The 15,659-nt window shown below is 58.3% G+C and carries 28 protein-coding genes; 24 read left to right on the top strand and 4 right to left on the bottom strand.

What is annotated here, in order from left to right:
• Positions 1-217: 217 nt before the first annotated feature.
• Positions 218-874: a LexA family protein gene (locus P5706_RS21375; RefSeq protein ID WP_285681611.1), complete on the bottom strand. Its 657-nt coding sequence runs from the start codon at positions 872-874 to the stop codon at positions 218-220.
• Positions 875-973: 99 nt separating this feature from the next.
• On the opposite strand from P5706_RS21375, the gene P5706_RS21370 reads away from it, so the two are divergent.
• The 12 genes from P5706_RS21370 to P5706_RS21315 all read left to right on the top strand — a co-directional run bounded on the left by P5706_RS21370 (position 974) and on the right by P5706_RS21315 (position 6,774).
• Positions 974-1,177: a helix-turn-helix domain-containing protein gene (locus P5706_RS21370; RefSeq protein WP_285681609.1), complete on the top strand. Its 204-nt coding sequence runs from the start codon at positions 974-976 to the stop codon at positions 1,175-1,177.
• Between the two features lie 30 nt (positions 1,178-1,207).
• The gene (locus P5706_RS21365; protein WP_034120602.1) at positions 1,208-1,408 is read left to right on the top strand and encodes a hypothetical protein; all 201 of its coding nucleotides are present in this window, start codon (positions 1,208-1,210) and stop codon (positions 1,406-1,408) included.
• A gap of 19 nt (positions 1,409-1,427) precedes the next feature.
• A complete protein-coding gene (locus tag P5706_RS21360) occupies positions 1,428-1,640 on the top strand; it encodes a hypothetical protein (protein ID WP_047711330.1) in 213 nt (70 codons plus the stop codon).
• 82 nt (positions 1,641-1,722) lie between these two features.
• Positions 1,723-2,394 carry a GIY-YIG nuclease family protein gene (locus P5706_RS21355; protein ID WP_285681606.1) on the top strand — a complete coding sequence of 224 codons (672 nt, stop codon included), beginning with the start codon at positions 1,723-1,725 and terminating at the stop codon, positions 2,392-2,394.
• Entirely contained in the window at positions 2,394-3,314 is a 921-nt protein-coding gene (locus P5706_RS21350) for a hypothetical protein (RefSeq protein WP_285681604.1), read from the top strand. Before P5706_RS21355 ends, P5706_RS21350 begins: the two co-directional genes overlap by 1 nt.
• The gene (locus P5706_RS21345; RefSeq protein ID WP_285681602.1) at positions 3,289-4,065 is read left to right on the top strand and encodes a hypothetical protein; all 777 of its coding nucleotides are present in this window, start codon (positions 3,289-3,291) and stop codon (positions 4,063-4,065) included. Before P5706_RS21350 ends, P5706_RS21345 begins: the two co-directional genes overlap by 26 nt.
• Positions 4,062-4,298, top strand: coding sequence for a hypothetical protein (locus P5706_RS21340; protein WP_285681600.1), 237 nt, complete (start codon positions 4,062-4,064; stop codon positions 4,296-4,298). Before P5706_RS21345 ends, P5706_RS21340 begins: the two co-directional genes overlap by 4 nt.
• On the top strand, positions 4,295-5,035 hold the full coding sequence (locus tag P5706_RS21335) for a hypothetical protein (RefSeq protein WP_285681598.1): 741 nt from the start codon (positions 4,295-4,297) through the stop codon (positions 5,033-5,035). The genes P5706_RS21340 and P5706_RS21335 overlap by 4 nt, the downstream gene beginning before the upstream one ends.
• A complete protein-coding gene (locus P5706_RS21330) occupies positions 5,032-5,448 on the top strand; it encodes a recombination protein NinB (protein ID WP_285681596.1) in 417 nt (138 codons plus the stop codon). The genes P5706_RS21335 and P5706_RS21330 overlap by 4 nt, the downstream gene beginning before the upstream one ends.
• Positions 5,448-5,615, top strand: a complete 168-nt coding sequence (locus P5706_RS21325) for a Z-ring associated ZapG family protein (protein ID WP_285681594.1) — start codon at positions 5,448-5,450, stop codon at positions 5,613-5,615. The genes P5706_RS21330 and P5706_RS21325 overlap by 1 nt, the downstream gene beginning before the upstream one ends.
• Entirely contained in the window at positions 5,612-6,196 is a 585-nt protein-coding gene (locus tag P5706_RS21320; protein WP_285681592.1) for a recombination protein NinG, read from the top strand. The genes P5706_RS21325 and P5706_RS21320 overlap by 4 nt, the downstream gene beginning before the upstream one ends.
• On the top strand, positions 6,193-6,774 hold the full coding sequence (locus tag P5706_RS21315; RefSeq protein WP_285681590.1) for a hypothetical protein: 582 nt from the start codon (positions 6,193-6,195) through the stop codon (positions 6,772-6,774). The genes P5706_RS21320 and P5706_RS21315 overlap by 4 nt, the downstream gene beginning before the upstream one ends.
• Positions 6,775-6,889: 115 nt before the next feature.
• Here the strand turns inward: P5706_RS21315 and P5706_RS21310 are convergent, their stop codons facing one another.
• The gene (locus P5706_RS21310) at positions 6,890-7,351 is read right to left on the bottom strand and encodes a type II toxin-antitoxin system HicB family antitoxin (protein ID WP_177026687.1); all 462 of its coding nucleotides are present in this window, start codon (positions 7,349-7,351) and stop codon (positions 6,890-6,892) included.
• A 48-nt stretch (positions 7,352-7,399) separates the two neighbouring features.
• Entirely contained in the window at positions 7,400-7,582 is a 183-nt protein-coding gene (locus P5706_RS21305; RefSeq protein ID WP_177026686.1) for a type II toxin-antitoxin system HicA family toxin, read from the bottom strand.
• 186 nt (positions 7,583-7,768) lie between these two features.
• Between P5706_RS21305 and P5706_RS21300 the strand changes: the two genes are divergently transcribed.
• From P5706_RS21300 to P5706_RS21280, 5 genes are read left to right on the top strand one after another with little or no spacing between them, the layout of a single operon-like run.
• Positions 7,769-8,107, top strand: coding sequence for a hypothetical protein (locus tag P5706_RS21300; protein WP_003175039.1), 339 nt, complete (start codon positions 7,769-7,771; stop codon positions 8,105-8,107).
• A complete protein-coding gene (locus tag P5706_RS21295; protein WP_285681585.1) occupies positions 8,104-8,448 on the top strand; it encodes a hypothetical protein in 345 nt (114 codons plus the stop codon). Before P5706_RS21300 ends, P5706_RS21295 begins: the two co-directional genes overlap by 4 nt.
• 55 nt (positions 8,449-8,503) lie before the next feature.
• Complete coding sequence (locus P5706_RS21290) at positions 8,504-8,851, top strand: crAss001_48 related protein (RefSeq protein WP_285681583.1); 348 nt, start codon at positions 8,504-8,506, stop codon at positions 8,849-8,851.
• 7 nt (positions 8,852-8,858) lie between these two features.
• Positions 8,859-9,050, top strand: a complete 192-nt coding sequence (locus P5706_RS21285) for a hypothetical protein (protein WP_285681581.1) — start codon at positions 8,859-8,861, stop codon at positions 9,048-9,050.
• Positions 9,047-9,298 carry a hypothetical protein gene (locus P5706_RS21280; protein WP_008431846.1) on the top strand — a complete coding sequence of 84 codons (252 nt, stop codon included), beginning with the start codon at positions 9,047-9,049 and terminating at the stop codon, positions 9,296-9,298. Before P5706_RS21285 ends, P5706_RS21280 begins: the two co-directional genes overlap by 4 nt.
• A 50-nt stretch (positions 9,299-9,348) precedes the next feature.
• On the opposite strand, the gene P5706_RS21275 is transcribed toward P5706_RS21280, so the two are convergent.
• Positions 9,349-9,603 (bottom strand): helix-hairpin-helix domain-containing protein, encoded by a 255-nt coding sequence (locus P5706_RS21275; protein ID WP_169901785.1) that lies wholly within the window; start codon positions 9,601-9,603, stop codon positions 9,349-9,351.
• A gap of 104 nt (positions 9,604-9,707) precedes the next feature.
• Here P5706_RS21275 and P5706_RS21270 point away from each other — a divergent pair, with 104 nt between their 5' ends.
• The 7 genes from P5706_RS21270 (at position 9,708) to P5706_RS21245 (ending at position 15,647) form a co-directional block, all read left to right on the top strand.
• Positions 9,708-10,331: a putative metallopeptidase gene (locus P5706_RS21270; protein WP_285681578.1), complete on the top strand. Its 624-nt coding sequence runs from the start codon at positions 9,708-9,710 to the stop codon at positions 10,329-10,331.
• A 31-nt stretch (positions 10,332-10,362) separates the two neighbouring features.
• The gene (locus P5706_RS21265) at positions 10,363-10,824 is read left to right on the top strand and encodes a DUF2280 domain-containing protein (RefSeq protein ID WP_285681576.1); all 462 of its coding nucleotides are present in this window, start codon (positions 10,363-10,365) and stop codon (positions 10,822-10,824) included.
• Complete coding sequence (locus P5706_RS21260; protein ID WP_064453172.1) at positions 10,811-12,112, top strand: terminase large subunit domain-containing protein; 1,302 nt, start codon at positions 10,811-10,813, stop codon at positions 12,110-12,112. Before P5706_RS21265 ends, P5706_RS21260 begins: the two co-directional genes overlap by 14 nt.
• A 7-nt stretch (positions 12,113-12,119) precedes the next feature.
• The gene (locus P5706_RS21255) at positions 12,120-13,586 is read left to right on the top strand and encodes a DUF4055 domain-containing protein (protein ID WP_285681573.1); all 1,467 of its coding nucleotides are present in this window, start codon (positions 12,120-12,122) and stop codon (positions 13,584-13,586) included.
• Positions 13,579-14,622 carry a putative phage head morphogenesis protein gene (locus tag P5706_RS21250; protein ID WP_285681572.1) on the top strand — a complete coding sequence of 348 codons (1,044 nt, stop codon included), beginning with the start codon at positions 13,579-13,581 and terminating at the stop codon, positions 14,620-14,622. The genes P5706_RS21255 and P5706_RS21250 overlap by 8 nt, the downstream gene beginning before the upstream one ends.
• A gap of 32 nt (positions 14,623-14,654) precedes the next feature.
• Positions 14,655-14,864 (top strand): Lar family restriction alleviation protein, encoded by a 210-nt coding sequence (locus P5706_RS37045; RefSeq protein ID WP_352231411.1) that lies wholly within the window; start codon positions 14,655-14,657, stop codon positions 14,862-14,864.
• A gap of 87 nt (positions 14,865-14,951) precedes the next feature.
• Complete coding sequence (locus P5706_RS21245; RefSeq protein WP_285681570.1) at positions 14,952-15,647, top strand: hypothetical protein; 696 nt, start codon at positions 14,952-14,954, stop codon at positions 15,645-15,647.
• The last annotated feature ends 12 nt before the right edge of the window (positions 15,648-15,659 follow it).

Genomic DNA, 15,659 nt, shown 5'->3' with positions numbered 1-15,659 from the left:
GAACTCAATGGCCGGATTCACTCGGCGCCTGGGTCTACGTCTTCAGGTTTTTAAAGAGCGGCGGGCTGTGAGGCCCTTCGCAGCCCCTCTTGAGTCGCTGCGATGGAGTGACTATACGAATCCTCATAATATCGGTCAATACGTTTTTGCATAATATTTTTCATGGGCGCAAAAAAGCCCGAACAGGGTCGGGCCGGTTTTTGCCTCTAACGCTCAGCTATAGGACGGATCTAGGCCACTTCGCATCAACCACTCTGCCCACAACGGACCAGGTATCGTCTACCTCTACAGTGGGGAAGGCCGGGTTCAGGGGCTTTAGGTAAGCCCTGCCTGAATCCCATATGAATTGCTTGAACGTGGCTTCGTTGGTGTCGATCAGCTTGGCCACAACATACTGACCATTCTCCACATCGCCACCTGGCGCCACCAGGATCAGCATTCCCTCGCTAAAACTCATTCCGTTCGACGAGGTCATTGATGGTCCGCGGACCTTCAGCCAGAAGCCATTCGGCCCGGCCCAGGCATCAGACGGATGCATTGCCTCGAAGTCACCCACATTGAACAAATCCATTGCTTCAGCTGCCACTCCAGCCTGCACCCAGCTTATTTCCGGGTATTCGTAATATCGGTTCGGCCCAGGAGCCGCCTCAACGTTTGAATCGAAAGCCTCATCACCGGTGCCGTACATCAGCCACTCAGGAGAAACCCTTAGGGCTCTTGCCAGCTTGGCAATTGTCGGCATGCGCGGGCTCGCACTCTCACCAGACAAAATCCGGTTGATGGTTGGCTGAGGCACTCCAGAGCGCTTCCCGAGCTGTGTTTCGTTAAGCCCGGCGTCAGCCATTTTTGCGCGTATGCGCCCAGCGATATCCATTACTCACCAAATATACGAATGCGGATTATGAGAATTCTATTGCATGGGGCAATGCATATTCGTATGATTCTTCATGCAAAACCTCATAGGATTCCAGTCATGACAGTTCAAGAGATGTTGAATCGCCTTTTCCAGCTCGGGCTGTCGCAGACAGAAGTAGCGGAACACTGCGGCACCACGCAGGCCACGATCTCCCGCGCAACCAGCGGGACGATGGTCGGCTACAGCACCGGCAAAGCCATTGAGCTGTTGCTTGCTGAGCGCGAAGAGACCGCCAAGAACAACCAGATTCAAGCCGCTTAAACCCAATTCATCAGCCAGGAGCATCGAAGTATGTACATGGACCCCAATCAAAAGCGCGCCATCCCGGTGAAGGTTCGTTTCGAACCAGTGCTTGATCGGATTCTGCGTAAAGCCGCAAGCAAAACCCGTATGCAGCACGCCACGTATCTCTACGAAATCATCGAGTGGGCAGTTTCCAACGGTGTCATCGAAGAGCTCATGCAGGACAAACAAGAAGATATCGCGGGCTAGAGGCCTTTTGGAGGCCCGAATGAGCATTGAGCTTGAAAAGTTGCCGCCTAAAACGCGGCAAGCAGTGGAGGGGTTGATGCGCCAGAACGGGTGGAGTTTTGCCCAGGCCATCAACGCAATGATGGAAACATCAATCGCAAGCGGGGCGCTTTCAGAGGTCGGCAGGAAGAAGGCAAAGGTCCTTCAGTTGGTTACCCCAATGAGGGCCTCTGGCAGGGACTCTTCAGGGTAATCCAGAGGGCCTCTGCCAAATTCAAGGCAAAAAAAAGCCGGGGTAGTGACCCGGCTCTCTTCAACGCGTTGTGGAGCAAATCATGCACCATCCAACAGAAACGATCAATACCCCAATCAATTCCGCGCCACGTTTTTCGATTACTGAAAACGTGGCGCGTAAAGAAACCATCTCGGAAGACATTCTCGCGATTCAAGCCGGCACAGCCACCTTGGCTGTTGCATACGAGTGGGCGTTTAAGTTCATGTCCCTCGCGAGCCAGAAGGTCGGATCAATTAATCTGGGCGACTTGGATCATATGGATAGAGAGCAGGCCAGGGCTGCGCTCGACGAAATAGAAACTGGCCGAGATCACTTGAGAGGCATAGCTCCGCTCTTTGAAAAGTACCCATACATTGTGGAGACCATGCGGTTTCATTGCAGCGCGCTGTTTTACGCTGAGGCGACCCTCATACCGTTCTACATCCAGTGCAACAAGTCTTTCCTCGACCAAAAAGTCTCTTCTACCAAGACCTATATCGTTCGCCATCCAATCACGGGAATGATCAAGATCGGGCGCACTAGCGACGTTCAAGGACGAATCAAGTCTTTGCAAACTGGGGCCGGAGCCATTCTCGCCACCCTGGCAATAATCCCGGCAGATATTGAGCAAGAGCTTCACAAGCGCTTTGCCGCGCTTCGTCGTCATGGTGAATGGTTTGAGGATGTAGACGGCCTCATCAGTTCTTGTGCAAATACACAGGAGGCTGTGTAATGGCCCGTGCTCGCAATATAAAACCCGCGCTGTTTACCAATGAGATCCTCGGGGTAGGCCATCCACTGTGCACGCTGCTGTTCCAGGGCTTGTGGTTGCTCGCAGACAGGGAGGGGCGCCTTGAGGACCGTCCGCTGCGTATCAAGGCAGAAATCTTCCCCTATCGTGAAGCTGACGTTGACGCGATGCTGCACTGGTTGGCCCACAAAGGCTTCATCGTCCGCTACAGCGCTTCCGGCAAGGCGTTCATCGAGGTGTGCAACTTCACCAAGCACCAGAACCCTCACAAGAACGAGAAGGAATCAGAAATCCCTTCAATTTCAGAGGGTTGTGTCACTTCCGATTTTCTCGGTACTCGTTCCGAAATTATCGGTACGACTCGGGCTGATTCCCTCTCTTCTGATTCTGATCTTCTGATTCCTGATTCACTGATTCCTGATGTCCTGAACCCGGATTCAAAACCCTTGCCAGTCGCCGAGGCTCCGGCGCCGTCGAACGTCAAGGTGCTGAATCCCAAGCCGAAGCAAAAGACCGAAGCGCAGATCGCCAATACCAATACCTGGGACTCTTACACCATCGCCTACCTTGAGCGGTATGGCGTAGAGCCTGTGCGTAACGCGAAGGTCAATGGCCAAGTTGCCCAGCTTGTTCAACGGCTGGGGGCTGATGAGGCCCCGGGTGTCGCCGCGTTCTACGTTTCCATCAACGATTCGTTCTTCATCCGCGCCTCTCACGAGTTCGGATTGCTGGTGGCGCGCGCCGAGGGCATACGCACGCAGTGGCTCACAGGGCGCCAAGTGAATGCCGTGACCGCCCGCCAGATGGAGAACACGCAGGCGAACGTCAGCGCTGCCCAGGAAGCCAGCCGCAGCATTTTGGAAGGAGGGAACAGCAATGCTTTCCTACGCCGAAACCGCTGAACTGAGCATGGCCATCTGCGCCACCGCTGAAACCCTTGGGCAAGTGCTGAGCGCTCCGGCTGCCAAGCTGATGGCCGAGGATCTTGCAGAACATCCAATGGACGTTATCGCCAACGCGCTCTGGTCCTGCCGGCGGGAGCTGACGGGCAAGCTGACGCTGGCCTCGATCCTTCAGCGCGTCCAGGCCGCTGACGGGCGCCCAGGCAAGGATGAAGCGTGGGCAATCGCCATGACCACGAACGACGAATTTGAAACCGTGGTGCTGACTGACGAAATCCAGCTGGCCTTGGCCGCTGCAAAGCCCGTCCTCGACGCTGGCGACAAGATCGGCGCACGGATGGCCTTCATCAGCGCGTACGAGCGGTTTGTCGCCCAATCCCGTGATGACGCCAAGCCGGTTAACTGGCACGTGTCTGTGGGTTTCGACGCAAGCCGCCGCATCCAGGCCGTCACCAAGGCGGTGGAGCTGAAGCGCATTCCCCGAGAACACGGCCAGAAGTATCTGGCTGACTTGAGCGTTGTTCCGATCACTGAGGATGGACGCGCCATTGCCGGCCTGCTCACTGGTGCTGTGACTCAGCCTGCGCCGGTGCTGCGCAAGAAGCTGGAGCTGGTGAAGAACTCAATGATGGAAATGCGTCGGGCCAGCGAAGAACGAAAGCTTGAAATGCGCATTGAAGCGGCCAACGAGTTGGCGGATCGCCGGGCGTTGCTGATCAAGCAGGCACAGGAATTGGAGTCACGAGCATGACCATCGACAAGCAACAACTCCAGAAACTGCTCTGGGCCGAAGCCGCGTCATACCGGGCCGGCTGTGCTGACTGGAAACGCAACACCGAGGCGCTGGATGAGTTCCTTGGTGAGAAGACCGTGGGGGAGGTGGCGCTGGAGCTGCTGTCCGAAAACGAGCTCCTACGCAAAGAGTGCGCCCAGCTGAAAGCGGACAACCTTGCGTTGCTTGAAAGCCCGGGGGACGCGCTATGACCGAATACACCGAACTGAAACCATTGCTCGAGGCCTGCCGCGCAGAAAATTGCGATGGTCCACGTGAGTTCCGCAAGGCCGTCGAAGCACTGTTCGACGTGTGCACGGTTGAAACTATCTCCGCCCTGATCGCCGAGAACGAGCGGCTGAAGACGTTGCGTAGCACAACCGAGCGTGATCTCGCGCAAGAGCTCGAAGTTTGGCGGAACGGCCCGTCCTGCTGGAGTTGCGGCGATACCGGTGACGTGCATGACATCGTCGGCGAATGGCGTGGCCAATGCGACTGCAATGCAGCCAAGTTGATTAACGCTGCCAGCGAGCTCGACCAGCTCAAGGCCGAGAACGAGGCGCTGCGCAAGGATCAGACTGACTGGCAGGCCGAATGTCTCAAGCGCGGTTTCGAGTATGTCCGCGAGTCAGATGACCATTACGTGCTCGCCGATGTTCCGGAAATGGCTGACTTGCTTGGCTCGATGCTCGGCGTGGAAGTCCGGAGCAAGGAAAACGATGCCTACGAGGAAGCCAATAGCCAGTTAAACGAGCGGATCGAAGGGCTGATAAACACCATCCATAGCCAAGAATCGATGCGCAAGGATGCAGAGCGCTGGAGGTTCGTTCGCAACCCTACGGCCACCGGCTCTCCTTTCGCCGTATGGAGTGAGCGCACAAACCTTTTCCTTGGGAAATTCGCGGACGAAGCAATCGACGCCGCCATGGCCAATGGAGAGCAGTCATGACAAACCTCCAGATCCGCAACGAATCAGACCGCAACAGGGCCATGGGTCATATCGCCAGCCTGGACCTGAGCAAGCCCAAGAAGCTTGCCATCACCGAAGTGGACCGCAGCGGGGAGCAGAACAAGGCCCTGCACGCGGCCCTGTCCGATATCGCCGCCCAGGTCGAGCACGCCGGGAAGAAGTGGGATGTCCTGATCTGGAAACGCCTGTTGACCGCCGCCTGGCTGCGTGAGTCCGGCGACCAGCCGCAGATGATCCCGGCGGTAGACGGCAACGGCTTCGACGTCATCTACGAGCGCACCAGCAAGCTCACCGTGAGGCAGTGCGGTGAGTTGATCGAGTGGGTGCATGCCTTCGGCGCCGAGCACCAGGTGCGCTGGACTCAAAAGGACAATTGGGGAGGGCGCTACTGATGAGCGCGACAGAACAATTCTGGATTGTGATTTTCTTCGCCGTCGTCATTGGCGTGATTGCTGGGCGCTTCATCGACAAGCGTCGCCAACGGTCAATTGAGGACTTCGAGCGAAAGCGCCGAGAACGAAAGGCCGAAATAGATCGCTCCGCAAGGAAGATCCTATGACCATCGAACGGAAGCCGGCCAAGCCGAAGAAATGCCGCGTTGCTACGTGCAGGGCCTCATTCGTCCCTTCGCGGATGGGTCAGGCGGTTTGCAGTCCGGCGTGCGCAATGATCGACGCGCCAAGGCATGAGCCGAAGGCGCGCAAGGCCCTGGCCGATATCGAACGCAAGGACATCAAGGTCCGCAAGGAGAAGCTGAAGACCCGGGCGGATCACCTCAAGGACACGCAGCAGGCATTCAATGCCTGGGTGCGCGCCCGTGATGCGGACCTGCCATGCGTCAGCTGTGGTCGGCACCACCAGGGCAAGTATGACGCTGGCCATTACCGGACAGTGGGGAGCAATCCTGCATTGCGCTTCGAGCCAATGAACTGCCACCGCCAGTGTTCACCGTGCAACACCCGGCTTTCCGGGAACATCGTGAATTATCGCATTGAGCTGGTGAAGCGTATCGGTGCCGAGGCTGTCGAGTGGCTCGAAGGCCCTCATGAGCCCAAGAAGTACACCGTGGGTGAGCTGAAGGCGATGACCGCCGACTACCGGGAAAAGACCAGAGAACTGAAGAAGGGGCAGGCAGCATGAAAATCAACTCAGCACGTCAAGCGTGGCATGACTGCAAGTACAACCCGGCCCCCGGCCAGACCTCTGATGTGGTGCAGCTGGGCGTGGTGGTGCAGACCACCGAGCGCGGGCCAACCGCAAATTACGCGGTGCACGGCGCCCTGGCTGGGCATATCCAGTCGGCAATCGCCCGGCTACACCCGCAGATCCGTGTATTTGGTGACTTCATGTACGCCGCTGAGCAGAGCGACGATATCCGCGAGGCGGCGGAAGAGGTCGTATTCCTGATGGTGGTCGGCAAATCGCCACGCATGACGGCAGCCAAGCGGGAGAAGCTGGAGTTTGTGGTGAAGGGCGTGATGCGCCGGTACCGGCACATGCACCAAGGCGGCCAGTCGGCCAACGAAGACCCGTTCGCCAACGCAGAGAAGTTCCGGGCGTGGATGTGGCAGTTCTACGGCGTTCGCCTGGAGTCGTGCAACTGGGAGCGGGATTGGGGTGGTGTGCTGCAGCTGATCTTCGAATGCTGCGAGGATCTGGATCGGCGCGCGCTGAGCCCCGTTGCAGCGGTAATTTATGAAATGCGCGAGGCCGCATGAGGGCCTATTGCGTTCCCGTGCGGCTCATGGCATGATTTCGCCACTGTTAGAGTTTTGCCTTCGGCAACTTACTCGCTGATCCAATAAAGCCCGGCCATTGCGCCGGGCTTTTTCGTTATACCTCCACGCCCATCCGTGGGCGGGCAACAGTACCGACTGCATAAGCATCCACGCTGGTGATATGCAGGCGCAACCCGAATAGGGCCAGCGCGTTTTCGATGCTTTCCAGCTTCGACGCATGCTCAAAGTCAATCAAGCGCCCCGCGGCAGTTGGAGAGATCTTGAGCATTTCCGCCAGATCCCCACGGGTCTTTCCGTCGCGCACAAGCAGATTCCACAACAGGGCCTTGGCGACTATCACGCCAGGTAGCCGAACGTGTAGGTCGCCTCGGTCAGATGACTCCGGTATCGGCTTTCGGCGCTCCACGTAAATCGACATAGCCAGAGCTATGCCTTCTTCAGCGTTTGCGACCAGCTCTTCCAGGGTGTCCCCGACGCTGTGAGCTTCTGGGATGTCAGGGCAGGATGACCAGTAATGGCCGTTTTCCTCGTGAGCCACGATTTTGTAGTCGAACATGATTCCTCTCTTGGGGCTGACTTGTCGCTCGTTCAGGTGGTTGGGGCCTCACTTGAGGCCCAGTTGTTTGATTATGTCCTTCCTAAGCCCTTCACCTATCTCTTTTGATCCGTGGCTTGGGAAGATCGTTTGGCGGCCCTTGTAGCGAATCTTGAAGTGGCTTCCATTTGCTGACTTCGAAAACTCGACCCCTTGGGCCTCTAACCACCTCCTGAACTCGCTGTACTTCATCAGCCCTCCTGTGTGTGTTGATGGGGTTATTATATAAACATATGTGTTTCATGTAAACACATATGTTTATATAAATTCATTTTGGCCCTGAAAAGCACCTATTTCCGGCTCCACCACACCCATCGCTATGGCTGGGAGTGCTGTTGGAGCCAACCTATTCAAAACATGCCCCACGGAGTCGAGCGCATGGAGTATCTACAGCGCCTGCTCGACAAGATCGACAGGTTCGAATTATTGATTGCGGGCCTCATTGGGGCCGTTGTTGCGAGCTGGTGGCACAAGGATGACTTGTCCGACTGGCGCGCCTGGATGGTGTTTTTGGTTACCGGCGTTGCCTGCTCGCTGTACCTGACGAGCATGGTGAGCGCCTACCTGAATGTCACTGAGCCAAAGATCGTCGCCGGGATTGGTTTCCTCCTGGGTACCTTCGGCGGCTCGCTCCTGGCAGCAATCAACCGAGCCATCAAAGCCGCTGACCTCTGGGCGCTCATTCGCCAGCGGTTCGGGGGAGGCAATCCACCATGAATCTTGAACTGATCAACTCCATCGCCTGCGGCCTTATCGCGCTGTGGGCTGCCTGGTGTGTACTGAGCGGGAAGGTGAGGGACGGCATCCTCGGGAAGCTGATCTACTCGGCCATCGCCATCAGCGGTTTTGTCGTTATGGCGCGCAGCCAGAACATCTTCTTCGGCCCGAGCAGTGCCGGGCTGACGCTGCATGTGTCCCTGGCCCTGGCTGGTGCCCGCCACATCTTCATGGTCACGTACTGGCAGCGGGTTAAGGCTTGGCTGTGCCGTGCCTTGAACTGCGAGCACTGCATGGGTTGCCCGAAGGCGCCTGAAGGAATCGACCAAGGCAAGCAGTAACCGCGCCACGTTTTCGAATGCGCCAAATCGTGGCGCGCAATCATGAGGAATCGGCATGTCCCAAGAATACATTGGCACCAAGCAGATCACTGGCTGGCCATTCCCGAAAGACGGGGAGGAAGGCTACAAGGTTCAGTATGAAGACGGCTACACCAGTTGGAGCCCGAAGGATGTCTTCGAGAAGGCCTACATCGGGATCGGCCAAGTTAAGCAGCTTCCGCCGCACGTCCAGCGGATGATCGGCGAGAAGGCGCAGAACGATGATCGCCTGGCCAAGCTGACCGCCTTCATCAAAACCCCAGGCTTCCGCGAGCTGAGTTCCAAGTCGCAAGAGTTGCTGACGACTCAAGCCGGTGCGATGGGTGAGCTATCCGAAATTCTGGCCGAGCGCATCGCTCTTTGAGGAACGCATGAGCAACGTCACCCGACTGCGCCATGCGCTTCCATTGAGTCAGGATATCAACGCCGCGGTAAGCGCTCTCGACAAGGCCATTGCCGATGCCGTGGACGCCGCCAAGGCTGCCGGGCTGCCTCAGGGCCTGATCGTTGGACTGCTCCACGGCCACGCCCATGCACAGACGCACCAAATGGTGACCGAATGACCGTCAAGGTTCTGGAGTTCAAGCGGGAAGACTGGCGCGATGCCGCCAAGACCCTGCGCAAGATCGCCGATGACCTCGACGCGGGCGAGCACCCCGAGTGCACTGTAGGCGCCTTGACCCTGATCGGCGCGAAGGGAGAGGTGACCGTGTTCGGTCTCGGGCCCAAGTGCGACGACCTGCAATGCCTCGGTGCCATGCGCCTGGGCGAGCAGAAGCTGATTGATGTGCTGCTGGACAGCCAAGACTAAGGATTCCCTATGACGACCAAGCAACCCGACTTGGAGGCGATCGAACGTGCCTACCGGGCCGGGGTTTGCTCTGCAGAGCTCTTCGCAAGCTCCACTGCAGCGGTGATGGCCGCTCTGGCCTGAGGGCTGTTCTTCCAGCAAGTCGAGCCTAACGCCGCGGATGCTTGAGTCAGGATGTCGCCAACATCTGATTTTCGGAGTTCTACGAGCGATTCGATGCCCATTTGCTCAAGCCGAGTAATGACGGTTGGCCCTACACCTTTGAGCGCGAGCAAAGCGGTTCTTTCATCTGATGAAAACGGCATCGTAAATTCCTTTTTTTGGCGATGAGTCCACGTAAGTGTGCCCGACGCTAGAGCGTGCCTCAATAGCCCGGCGTGCTCGTTTTGAGAATTTCCAAGGAGGGCCTGTGAACAGACCAGTGCCGCCGGCATCACTGCTTGAGCTGTCTGAGCTTTCCGACTTCGGTATGCGCCTGACTCCAGCGCCAGAGGTGTGGGAGTGGCTTCAGGCCGAGATCCTCGCCGACACCGGAACCATTCACAACGAAGACCATGCTCACCTGCTGGATGCAGACATCCGGATCATGTGGGCGTCGTCGAGCTTCGAGAAGCAGGGCAGGACAGTCCTGGGCCAGGCCGAACAGGTAGCGTTCCGCGCCGGTGGTTGGCAGAAGGCCCGGATGGAGCAACAGATGCTGGATTGGTTCGGCGATGTGCCGGCCTTCATCATCACGTTGGCTGCCGACTACTGCGCCGAGTGCAGTGACACCGACTTCTGCGCCCTGGTAGAGCACGAGCTGTACCACATCGCCCACGCCACTGATAAGTACGGCCAGCCAGCCTTCACTAAGGACGGCGCACCAAAGCTTGAGATGCGCGGCCACGACGTCGAGGAGTTCGTCGGTGTGGTCCGCCGCTACGGTGCAAGCCCTGACGTTCAAGCGTTGGTGGATGCTGCAAACAGTCCTGCTGAGGTGGGGAAATTGAACATATCGAGGGCCTGCGGAACCTGTCTGCTCAAGTCGGCCTGATTTTTGACAGGCATTAGACGGAATTCAACCTATGGCAGCCCTGAAAAATGAGGTGAAAGGCTTCATCGTTCAGGCGTTGGCGTGTTTTGACACTCCCTCCCAGGTGGTGGAGCAGGTCAAACAGGAATTCGGCGTTGAGATATCTCGCCAACTGTGTGAGTCGCACGATCCCACCAAGCGCGCCGGGGTGAACTTGGCGGTCAAGTGGGTGACGCTGTTCCATGACACCCGCAAGCGGTTCCGCGAAGATACTGCTGAGATACCAATCGCCAACCGCGCCTATCGCTTGCGCGCGCTTGGACGCATGGCTGTAAAGGCCGAGAACTCAAAGAACATGGCCCTTACTGCTCAGTTGCTGGAGCAGGCGGCCAAAGAGGTTGGCGACGTTTACGTCAACCGACAGACCAAGAATGAAAACCCACACGACAATCTTGCGCCTACTCGGGTGCAGGTAGACGTGGTGGACGCGAGGAAGCCTGATGCCGACGCTTAACGTCCCCCAGGCCAAGTTCCTCCAAATGGATAACAAGTTCCGCGGCTTTGTGGCTGGGTTTGGCTCTGGCAAGACTTGGGTGGGCTGTGCTGGCATCTGCAAGCATGTGTGGGAATGGCCTCGAATCAACTCTGGATACTTCGCCCCGACTTATCCGCAGATCCGCGACATCTTCTTCCCGACGATTGAAGAGGTGGCCTTTGATTGGGGGCTGAAGGTCAAGACCAAGGAAAGCGACAAGGAGGTCGAGTTCTACAGCGGCGGGCAGTACCGCAGCACCACCATCTGCCGATCGATGGAGAAGCCCCAGACCATCGTCGGCTTCAAGATCGGTCACGCGCTGGTGGATGAGCTGGATGTGTTGCCCGCGCTCAAGGCTGAGCACGCTTGGCGCAAGATCATCGCGCGGATGCGTTACAACGCGCCCGGGCTGAAGAACGGCGTGGACGTGACCACGACACCTGAGGGCTTCAAGTTCGTCTACCAGCAGTTCGTGAAGCAATTGCGCGAAAAGCCCGGCATGCAAGGTATGTACGGCTTGGTGCAGGCCAGCACGTTCGATAACGAGCTTAACCTTCCGCCAGACTACATTCCGTCGCTGATGGAGTCCTACCCGCCTCAGTTGATCCTTGCCTACCTCAATGGGCAGTTCGTAAACCTGAATGCCGGTTCGATCTACCACGCGTATGACCGAAAGCTGAATGGCTGCTTCGACGCGGTTGAGCCAGGCGAACCGCTCTTCATCGGCATGGACTTCAACGTCGGCAAGATGGCGGCTATCACGCACGTCAAGCGCGCCGATGACAAGCCTCGGGCGGTCGACGAACTTATCGATGGCTTCGACACCCCCGACATGATCCGGCGTATCAAGGAGCGCTACTGGCGCTACAACGGCAAGGACTACGAGAAAACCTGCGAGATCCGTATTTATCCGGACGCCTCGGGGGGATCTCGCAAGTCGGTGAATGCCAGCGAGACGGATATCGCCATCCTTCGACAGGCCGGGTTCAGTGTCATCGCGCCGGATGCGAACCCGCCAGTGAAAGACCGCATCAACGCCATGAACGCGATGTTCTGCAACGCACTTGGCGAGCGCCGATATCTGATCAACCCCCTGCGTTGCCCGACATACGCGGACGGCCTTGAGCAGCAGGTGTGGGCGCCCAATGGCGAGCCAGACAAGAAGTCAGGGGTAGACCACGCGAACGACGCCGGTGGCTATTTCATCCACCACGACTACCCGATCATCAAGCCGATGACCCACATCCCCGTCACATTCACATTCTGAGGCCCATATGCCCAACTACAGCGCCATCAGGCAGGAGTACAGCGATGCCTTGCCCGGTTGGCAGCTGGTCAAGCGTTGCGTAGCCGGCCCGCGAGAGATCCGCAAGCATAACGAATACCTGCCAATGCCTGACCCGCTCAACCTGTCGGCAGAGAACCTGGCGCGGTATGAGCAGCTCAAGAAGCGCGCCATGTTCTTGAACGTGGTGGGCCGCACTCGCACTGGATTGCTCGGCGCGGTGTTCCGTAAGACGGCGGAGATCGAGTTGCCGTCGGCCATTGAGTACCTGATCGAGAACCTCAGCGGCAACGGTGCCAGTCTGGAGCAGGTCAGCAAGGAATCGACAGGCGAGTGCCTGGACACAGGGCGCGGCGGCTTCCTGACGGACTTCCCTAAGGTTGAGCTTCCAGAAGGCCAGACGGCACTGACGGTTGCCCAGGCCGCCAATGCGCGGGCCTACATCCACCTCTACTGCGCAGAGAGCATCGTTAACTGGCGTGAAGACGTGATCGATGGTGTGCGCCGACTCACGCTGGTGGTGCTGCACGAAAAGATCAATCAGCCTTCGGAGGACGGTTTCGAGTTCACGGCCAAGGATCAATACCGGGCGCTGATGATGCGCGGCGGCCGGTATGTGCAGGCCGTGTACAGCGCTGACGACCCTGAAGGTAAGGAAACCGAGCCGACCGACAAGGCAGGCAAGCCATTCGACCACATCCCGTTCCACTTCTTCGGCTCTGAGAACAACGACGCCAGCATCGACAAGGCGCCGCTGGAAGACCTGGCTGAGGTGAACATCCTCCACTACGGCAACAGTGCCACGGTGGAAGAGGCGGGCTTCATCACGTCGCAGCCAAGTCTGTTCATCACCACCAGTATCAGCCCTGACGAGTTCGTCAAGCTCAACCCGAACGGCATGCATATCGGATCACGCCGGGGGCACAACCTTGGCGCCCAAGGCTCGGCAACGCTTGTGCAGGCTAAGGAAACCCAGCTGGCCCGCGAGCTGATGAAGGACAAAGAGCAGCAGATGCTCATGATCGGCGCCCGCATCGTCCAGCAGGGCAGCGGCGCCGAGACTGCCGAAGCCGTGCGCATTCGGTACAGCTCCGACAACAGCGTGCTGGGCACCATCGCCGGTAACGTGTCGGAGGCCATGCGCAACGCTCTTTTCGACGCCCAGCGCTTCATGGCGGACAAGGTTGACGAAAAGGGCACTGTCTTCTGGCTCAACCAAGAGTTCTTCGATGAAGTCATGGATGCGCAGATGATCCTGGCCCAGATGCAGTTGTGGCAGCAGGGAATCATCGCCAAGAAAGACTTCCGCATCAATCTGCGCCAGTCCGGCGTGCTGGATTCGGATCGGACTGACGACGATATCGACGGCGACCGCGAGGATGAGGCGCCGGTGGTTGGCAGTGAGCCAGAGCCGGTTGTGCCGCCCTACAAGAAGCCCGAGGTGATCGATGAGTAGCGAAGGCTATCTGACGGACGCCACCACTAGGCACCAGATCTACGTCCAGCGATACGCGGGCGGGAACCTGAAGCGGGTGGCGGCATTCATCAGCAAGGCCATCAAAACTGCCAAGGATCGAGTCACGGGCGGGCTGAGTGATTACGGCACTCGCCGTTACACATCGCAGATAGAAACGCTCCAGGGCGATTTGAGAGGCATCTACGACGACTTGAAGGGCCGCGCACAGCTGGACCTTGGCGAGTTCGCCGCCTATGAGGCTGAATTCAACGGGAAGATGCTGGGCAAGGTCATCAAGGCCATTGTTCAGCTCAACGTGCCGTCGGCGGAGATGGTGAGCGCTGCGGCGCTGGCTGACCCTCTGCTGCTGGAGGCTCGCAAGGGCATTCAGCGCATCAGCATCAGCGGCGCGCTCGACCAGTTCGGCACCAAGAAGGCGGCCGAGATCATCGGTGAGATCCAGATTGGCTCAAGCCTGGGCGAGACCAGCCAGCAGATAGGGCGGCGCCTCACCAGCATCCACCAGCTACACCAGGATCAGGCTACGTCGCTGGTCCGCACCATGACCAACCACATTGCCAGCACGGCGCGCGTGGAAACGCTCAAGGCCAACGACGACATCCTCAAGGGGATGCGGCGGATCGCCACGCTCGACTCCAGCACCACGCTGTACTGCATGGGCATAGATCAGACGATCATCCCGCTGGATGGGCCAAAGCCTCCGTATCACTGGGGGTGCCGCACAACGCTGGTGCCGGTCCTCAAAGATGAGTTTGCCCGCGAGATACCAGGCTCTACCCGGCCCTCAATCGGCCCTGACGGTGTTGCCATGGTGTCGAGCAAGACGAGCTATCAGGACTGGCTGTCACGCCAGCCGGCAGCCTTCCAGCGGGATATCCTTGGACCGAACCGCTACGCGCTATTCAGCAAGGGAGAGCTGACCCTCGACAAGTTCGTCGACGACAACGGCAAAACCCTGACCCTTCAGCAACTGAAAGACCTTGAACCGCTGGCCTTCGAGCGTGCAGGATTATGATCCGCCTTTATCAGTAGATTGCGAGATAAGCCATGGACATTCAGAGTTGCCCTTTTTGCGGTTCGGCCGACAAGCCAAGGCTCATCGAAAAGGAGGATGGTGGAATGCCTGGCTCAGGCATCATCTATGCCTACGTGGAGTGCTCATGCAAGGCAAGGGGGCCATCCTTCGCGGACTGGGGTAATCCGGATTACAAAATGGAGGCAATGACTGCCTGGAACCGACGAAATACGTCTACATAGCATTTCCACTGAATCTGAACAGCCTCGCACATGCGGGGTTTTTTTACGCCCGCGGCTGAGCCAACGGCAAATCATCCGGGGGATGACATGAAATACCTGATCGACAAGGCTGCATACGACGCACTCGAACCCTCCCTGCAAGCCTTCTACAAGGCCCAGGGCGAAAGCTATGTCCTGGCCGTGGAAGGGCTGCCGAGTGGTAGCGAAGACCTGGAAGGCCTGAAGCGCCAGAACCAGACGCTTCTGGATGAAGCCAAGGAGGCAAAGCGCCTGCGCCGCGAGGCTGACGAGAAGCTCGAGCGCGAAAAGCTCGACGCTGCCAAGGCAAAGGGCGACTTCGAACAGCTGTATGCCAGCAGCGAGCAGGCCCTTGCGGCTGAGCGCGCTCGCCTGGCTGAACTGACCACCAGCATCGAACGGCGCGACCTAACCTCAGCGGCCAGCAAGATCGCCACCGGTATCGCCGACGGCGAGAACGCCGAGATCCTGGCTGAGTTCGTCCAGCGCCGCCTGAAGATCGTAGAAGGCCAGGTCAAGGTCACGGACGCCTCCGGCAACCTGACCATCGCAACACTCGATGACCTGGCAAAAGAATTCCAGCAAGCGCCGCGCTACGCCTCACTGGTACGCGGCACGCAAGCGAACGGCGGCGGGGCTGCCGGGGGTAAGGGTGGCGGGGCCACCAAAACGTGGGACCAAATGACCGGTATGGAGCGCGTTGAGCTCCGCCGAACCAACCCCGCCGAGCATGCGCGCATGAAAGCCGCTGCTGAGGCCAAGTAAAAGGAACTACCG

It is taken from the genome of Pseudomonas sp. ChxA, assembly GCF_030263855.1.
Classification (GTDB): domain Bacteria; phylum Pseudomonadota; class Gammaproteobacteria; order Pseudomonadales; family Pseudomonadaceae; genus Aquipseudomonas; species Aquipseudomonas fluorescens_CB.
The sequence above is the reverse complement of the archived record's forward strand: the minus strand, read 5'-3'. Positions and strand labels throughout refer to the sequence as shown.

Excerpts from the sequence above, each read along its gene's own strand:
- P5706_RS21375 (WP_285681611.1), bottom strand. The coding sequence starts at position 874 with ATGGATATCGCTGGGCGCATACGCGCAAAAATGGCTGACGCCGGGCTT.
- P5706_RS21370 (WP_285681609.1), top strand. The coding sequence starts at position 974 with ATGACAGTTCAAGAGATGTTGAATCGCCTTTTCCAGCTCGGGCTGTCG.
- P5706_RS21365 (WP_034120602.1), top strand. The coding sequence starts at position 1,208 with ATGTACATGGACCCCAATCAAAAGCGCGCCATCCCGGTGAAGGTTCGT.
- P5706_RS21360 (WP_047711330.1), top strand. The coding sequence starts at position 1,428 with ATGAGCATTGAGCTTGAAAAGTTGCCGCCTAAAACGCGGCAAGCAGTG.
- P5706_RS21355 (WP_285681606.1), top strand. The coding sequence starts at position 1,723 with ATGCACCATCCAACAGAAACGATCAATACCCCAATCAATTCCGCGCCA.
- P5706_RS21350 (WP_285681604.1), top strand. The coding sequence starts at position 2,394 with ATGGCCCGTGCTCGCAATATAAAACCCGCGCTGTTTACCAATGAGATC.
- P5706_RS21345 (WP_285681602.1), top strand. The coding sequence starts at position 3,289 with ATGCTTTCCTACGCCGAAACCGCTGAACTGAGCATGGCCATCTGCGCC.
- P5706_RS21340 (WP_285681600.1), top strand. The coding sequence starts at position 4,062 with ATGACCATCGACAAGCAACAACTCCAGAAACTGCTCTGGGCCGAAGCC.
- P5706_RS21335 (WP_285681598.1), top strand. The coding sequence starts at position 4,295 with ATGACCGAATACACCGAACTGAAACCATTGCTCGAGGCCTGCCGCGCA.
- P5706_RS21330 (WP_285681596.1), top strand. The coding sequence starts at position 5,032 with ATGACAAACCTCCAGATCCGCAACGAATCAGACCGCAACAGGGCCATG.
- P5706_RS21325 (WP_285681594.1), top strand. The coding sequence starts at position 5,448 with ATGAGCGCGACAGAACAATTCTGGATTGTGATTTTCTTCGCCGTCGTC.
- P5706_RS21320 (WP_285681592.1), top strand. The coding sequence starts at position 5,612 with ATGACCATCGAACGGAAGCCGGCCAAGCCGAAGAAATGCCGCGTTGCT.
- P5706_RS21315 (WP_285681590.1), top strand. The coding sequence starts at position 6,193 with ATGAAAATCAACTCAGCACGTCAAGCGTGGCATGACTGCAAGTACAAC.
- P5706_RS21310 (WP_177026687.1), bottom strand. The coding sequence starts at position 7,351 with ATGTTCGACTACAAAATCGTGGCTCACGAGGAAAACGGCCATTACTGG.
- P5706_RS21305 (WP_177026686.1), bottom strand. The coding sequence starts at position 7,582 with ATGAAGTACAGCGAGTTCAGGAGGTGGTTAGAGGCCCAAGGGGTCGAG.
- P5706_RS21300 (WP_003175039.1), top strand. The coding sequence starts at position 7,769 with ATGGAGTATCTACAGCGCCTGCTCGACAAGATCGACAGGTTCGAATTA.
- P5706_RS21295 (WP_285681585.1), top strand. The coding sequence starts at position 8,104 with ATGAATCTTGAACTGATCAACTCCATCGCCTGCGGCCTTATCGCGCTG.
- P5706_RS21290 (WP_285681583.1), top strand. The coding sequence starts at position 8,504 with ATGTCCCAAGAATACATTGGCACCAAGCAGATCACTGGCTGGCCATTC.
- P5706_RS21285 (WP_285681581.1), top strand. The coding sequence starts at position 8,859 with ATGAGCAACGTCACCCGACTGCGCCATGCGCTTCCATTGAGTCAGGAT.
- P5706_RS21280 (WP_008431846.1), top strand. The coding sequence starts at position 9,047 with ATGACCGTCAAGGTTCTGGAGTTCAAGCGGGAAGACTGGCGCGATGCC.
- P5706_RS21275 (WP_169901785.1), bottom strand. The coding sequence starts at position 9,603 with ATGCCGTTTTCATCAGATGAAAGAACCGCTTTGCTCGCGCTCAAAGGT.
- P5706_RS21265 (WP_285681576.1), top strand. The coding sequence starts at position 10,363 with ATGGCAGCCCTGAAAAATGAGGTGAAAGGCTTCATCGTTCAGGCGTTG.
- P5706_RS21260 (WP_064453172.1), top strand. The coding sequence starts at position 10,811 with ATGCCGACGCTTAACGTCCCCCAGGCCAAGTTCCTCCAAATGGATAAC.
- P5706_RS21255 (WP_285681573.1), top strand. The coding sequence starts at position 12,120 with ATGCCCAACTACAGCGCCATCAGGCAGGAGTACAGCGATGCCTTGCCC.
- P5706_RS21250 (WP_285681572.1), top strand. The coding sequence starts at position 13,579 with ATGAGTAGCGAAGGCTATCTGACGGACGCCACCACTAGGCACCAGATC.
- P5706_RS37045 (WP_352231411.1), top strand. The coding sequence starts at position 14,655 with ATGGACATTCAGAGTTGCCCTTTTTGCGGTTCGGCCGACAAGCCAAGG.
- P5706_RS21245 (WP_285681570.1), top strand. The coding sequence starts at position 14,952 with ATGAAATACCTGATCGACAAGGCTGCATACGACGCACTCGAACCCTCC.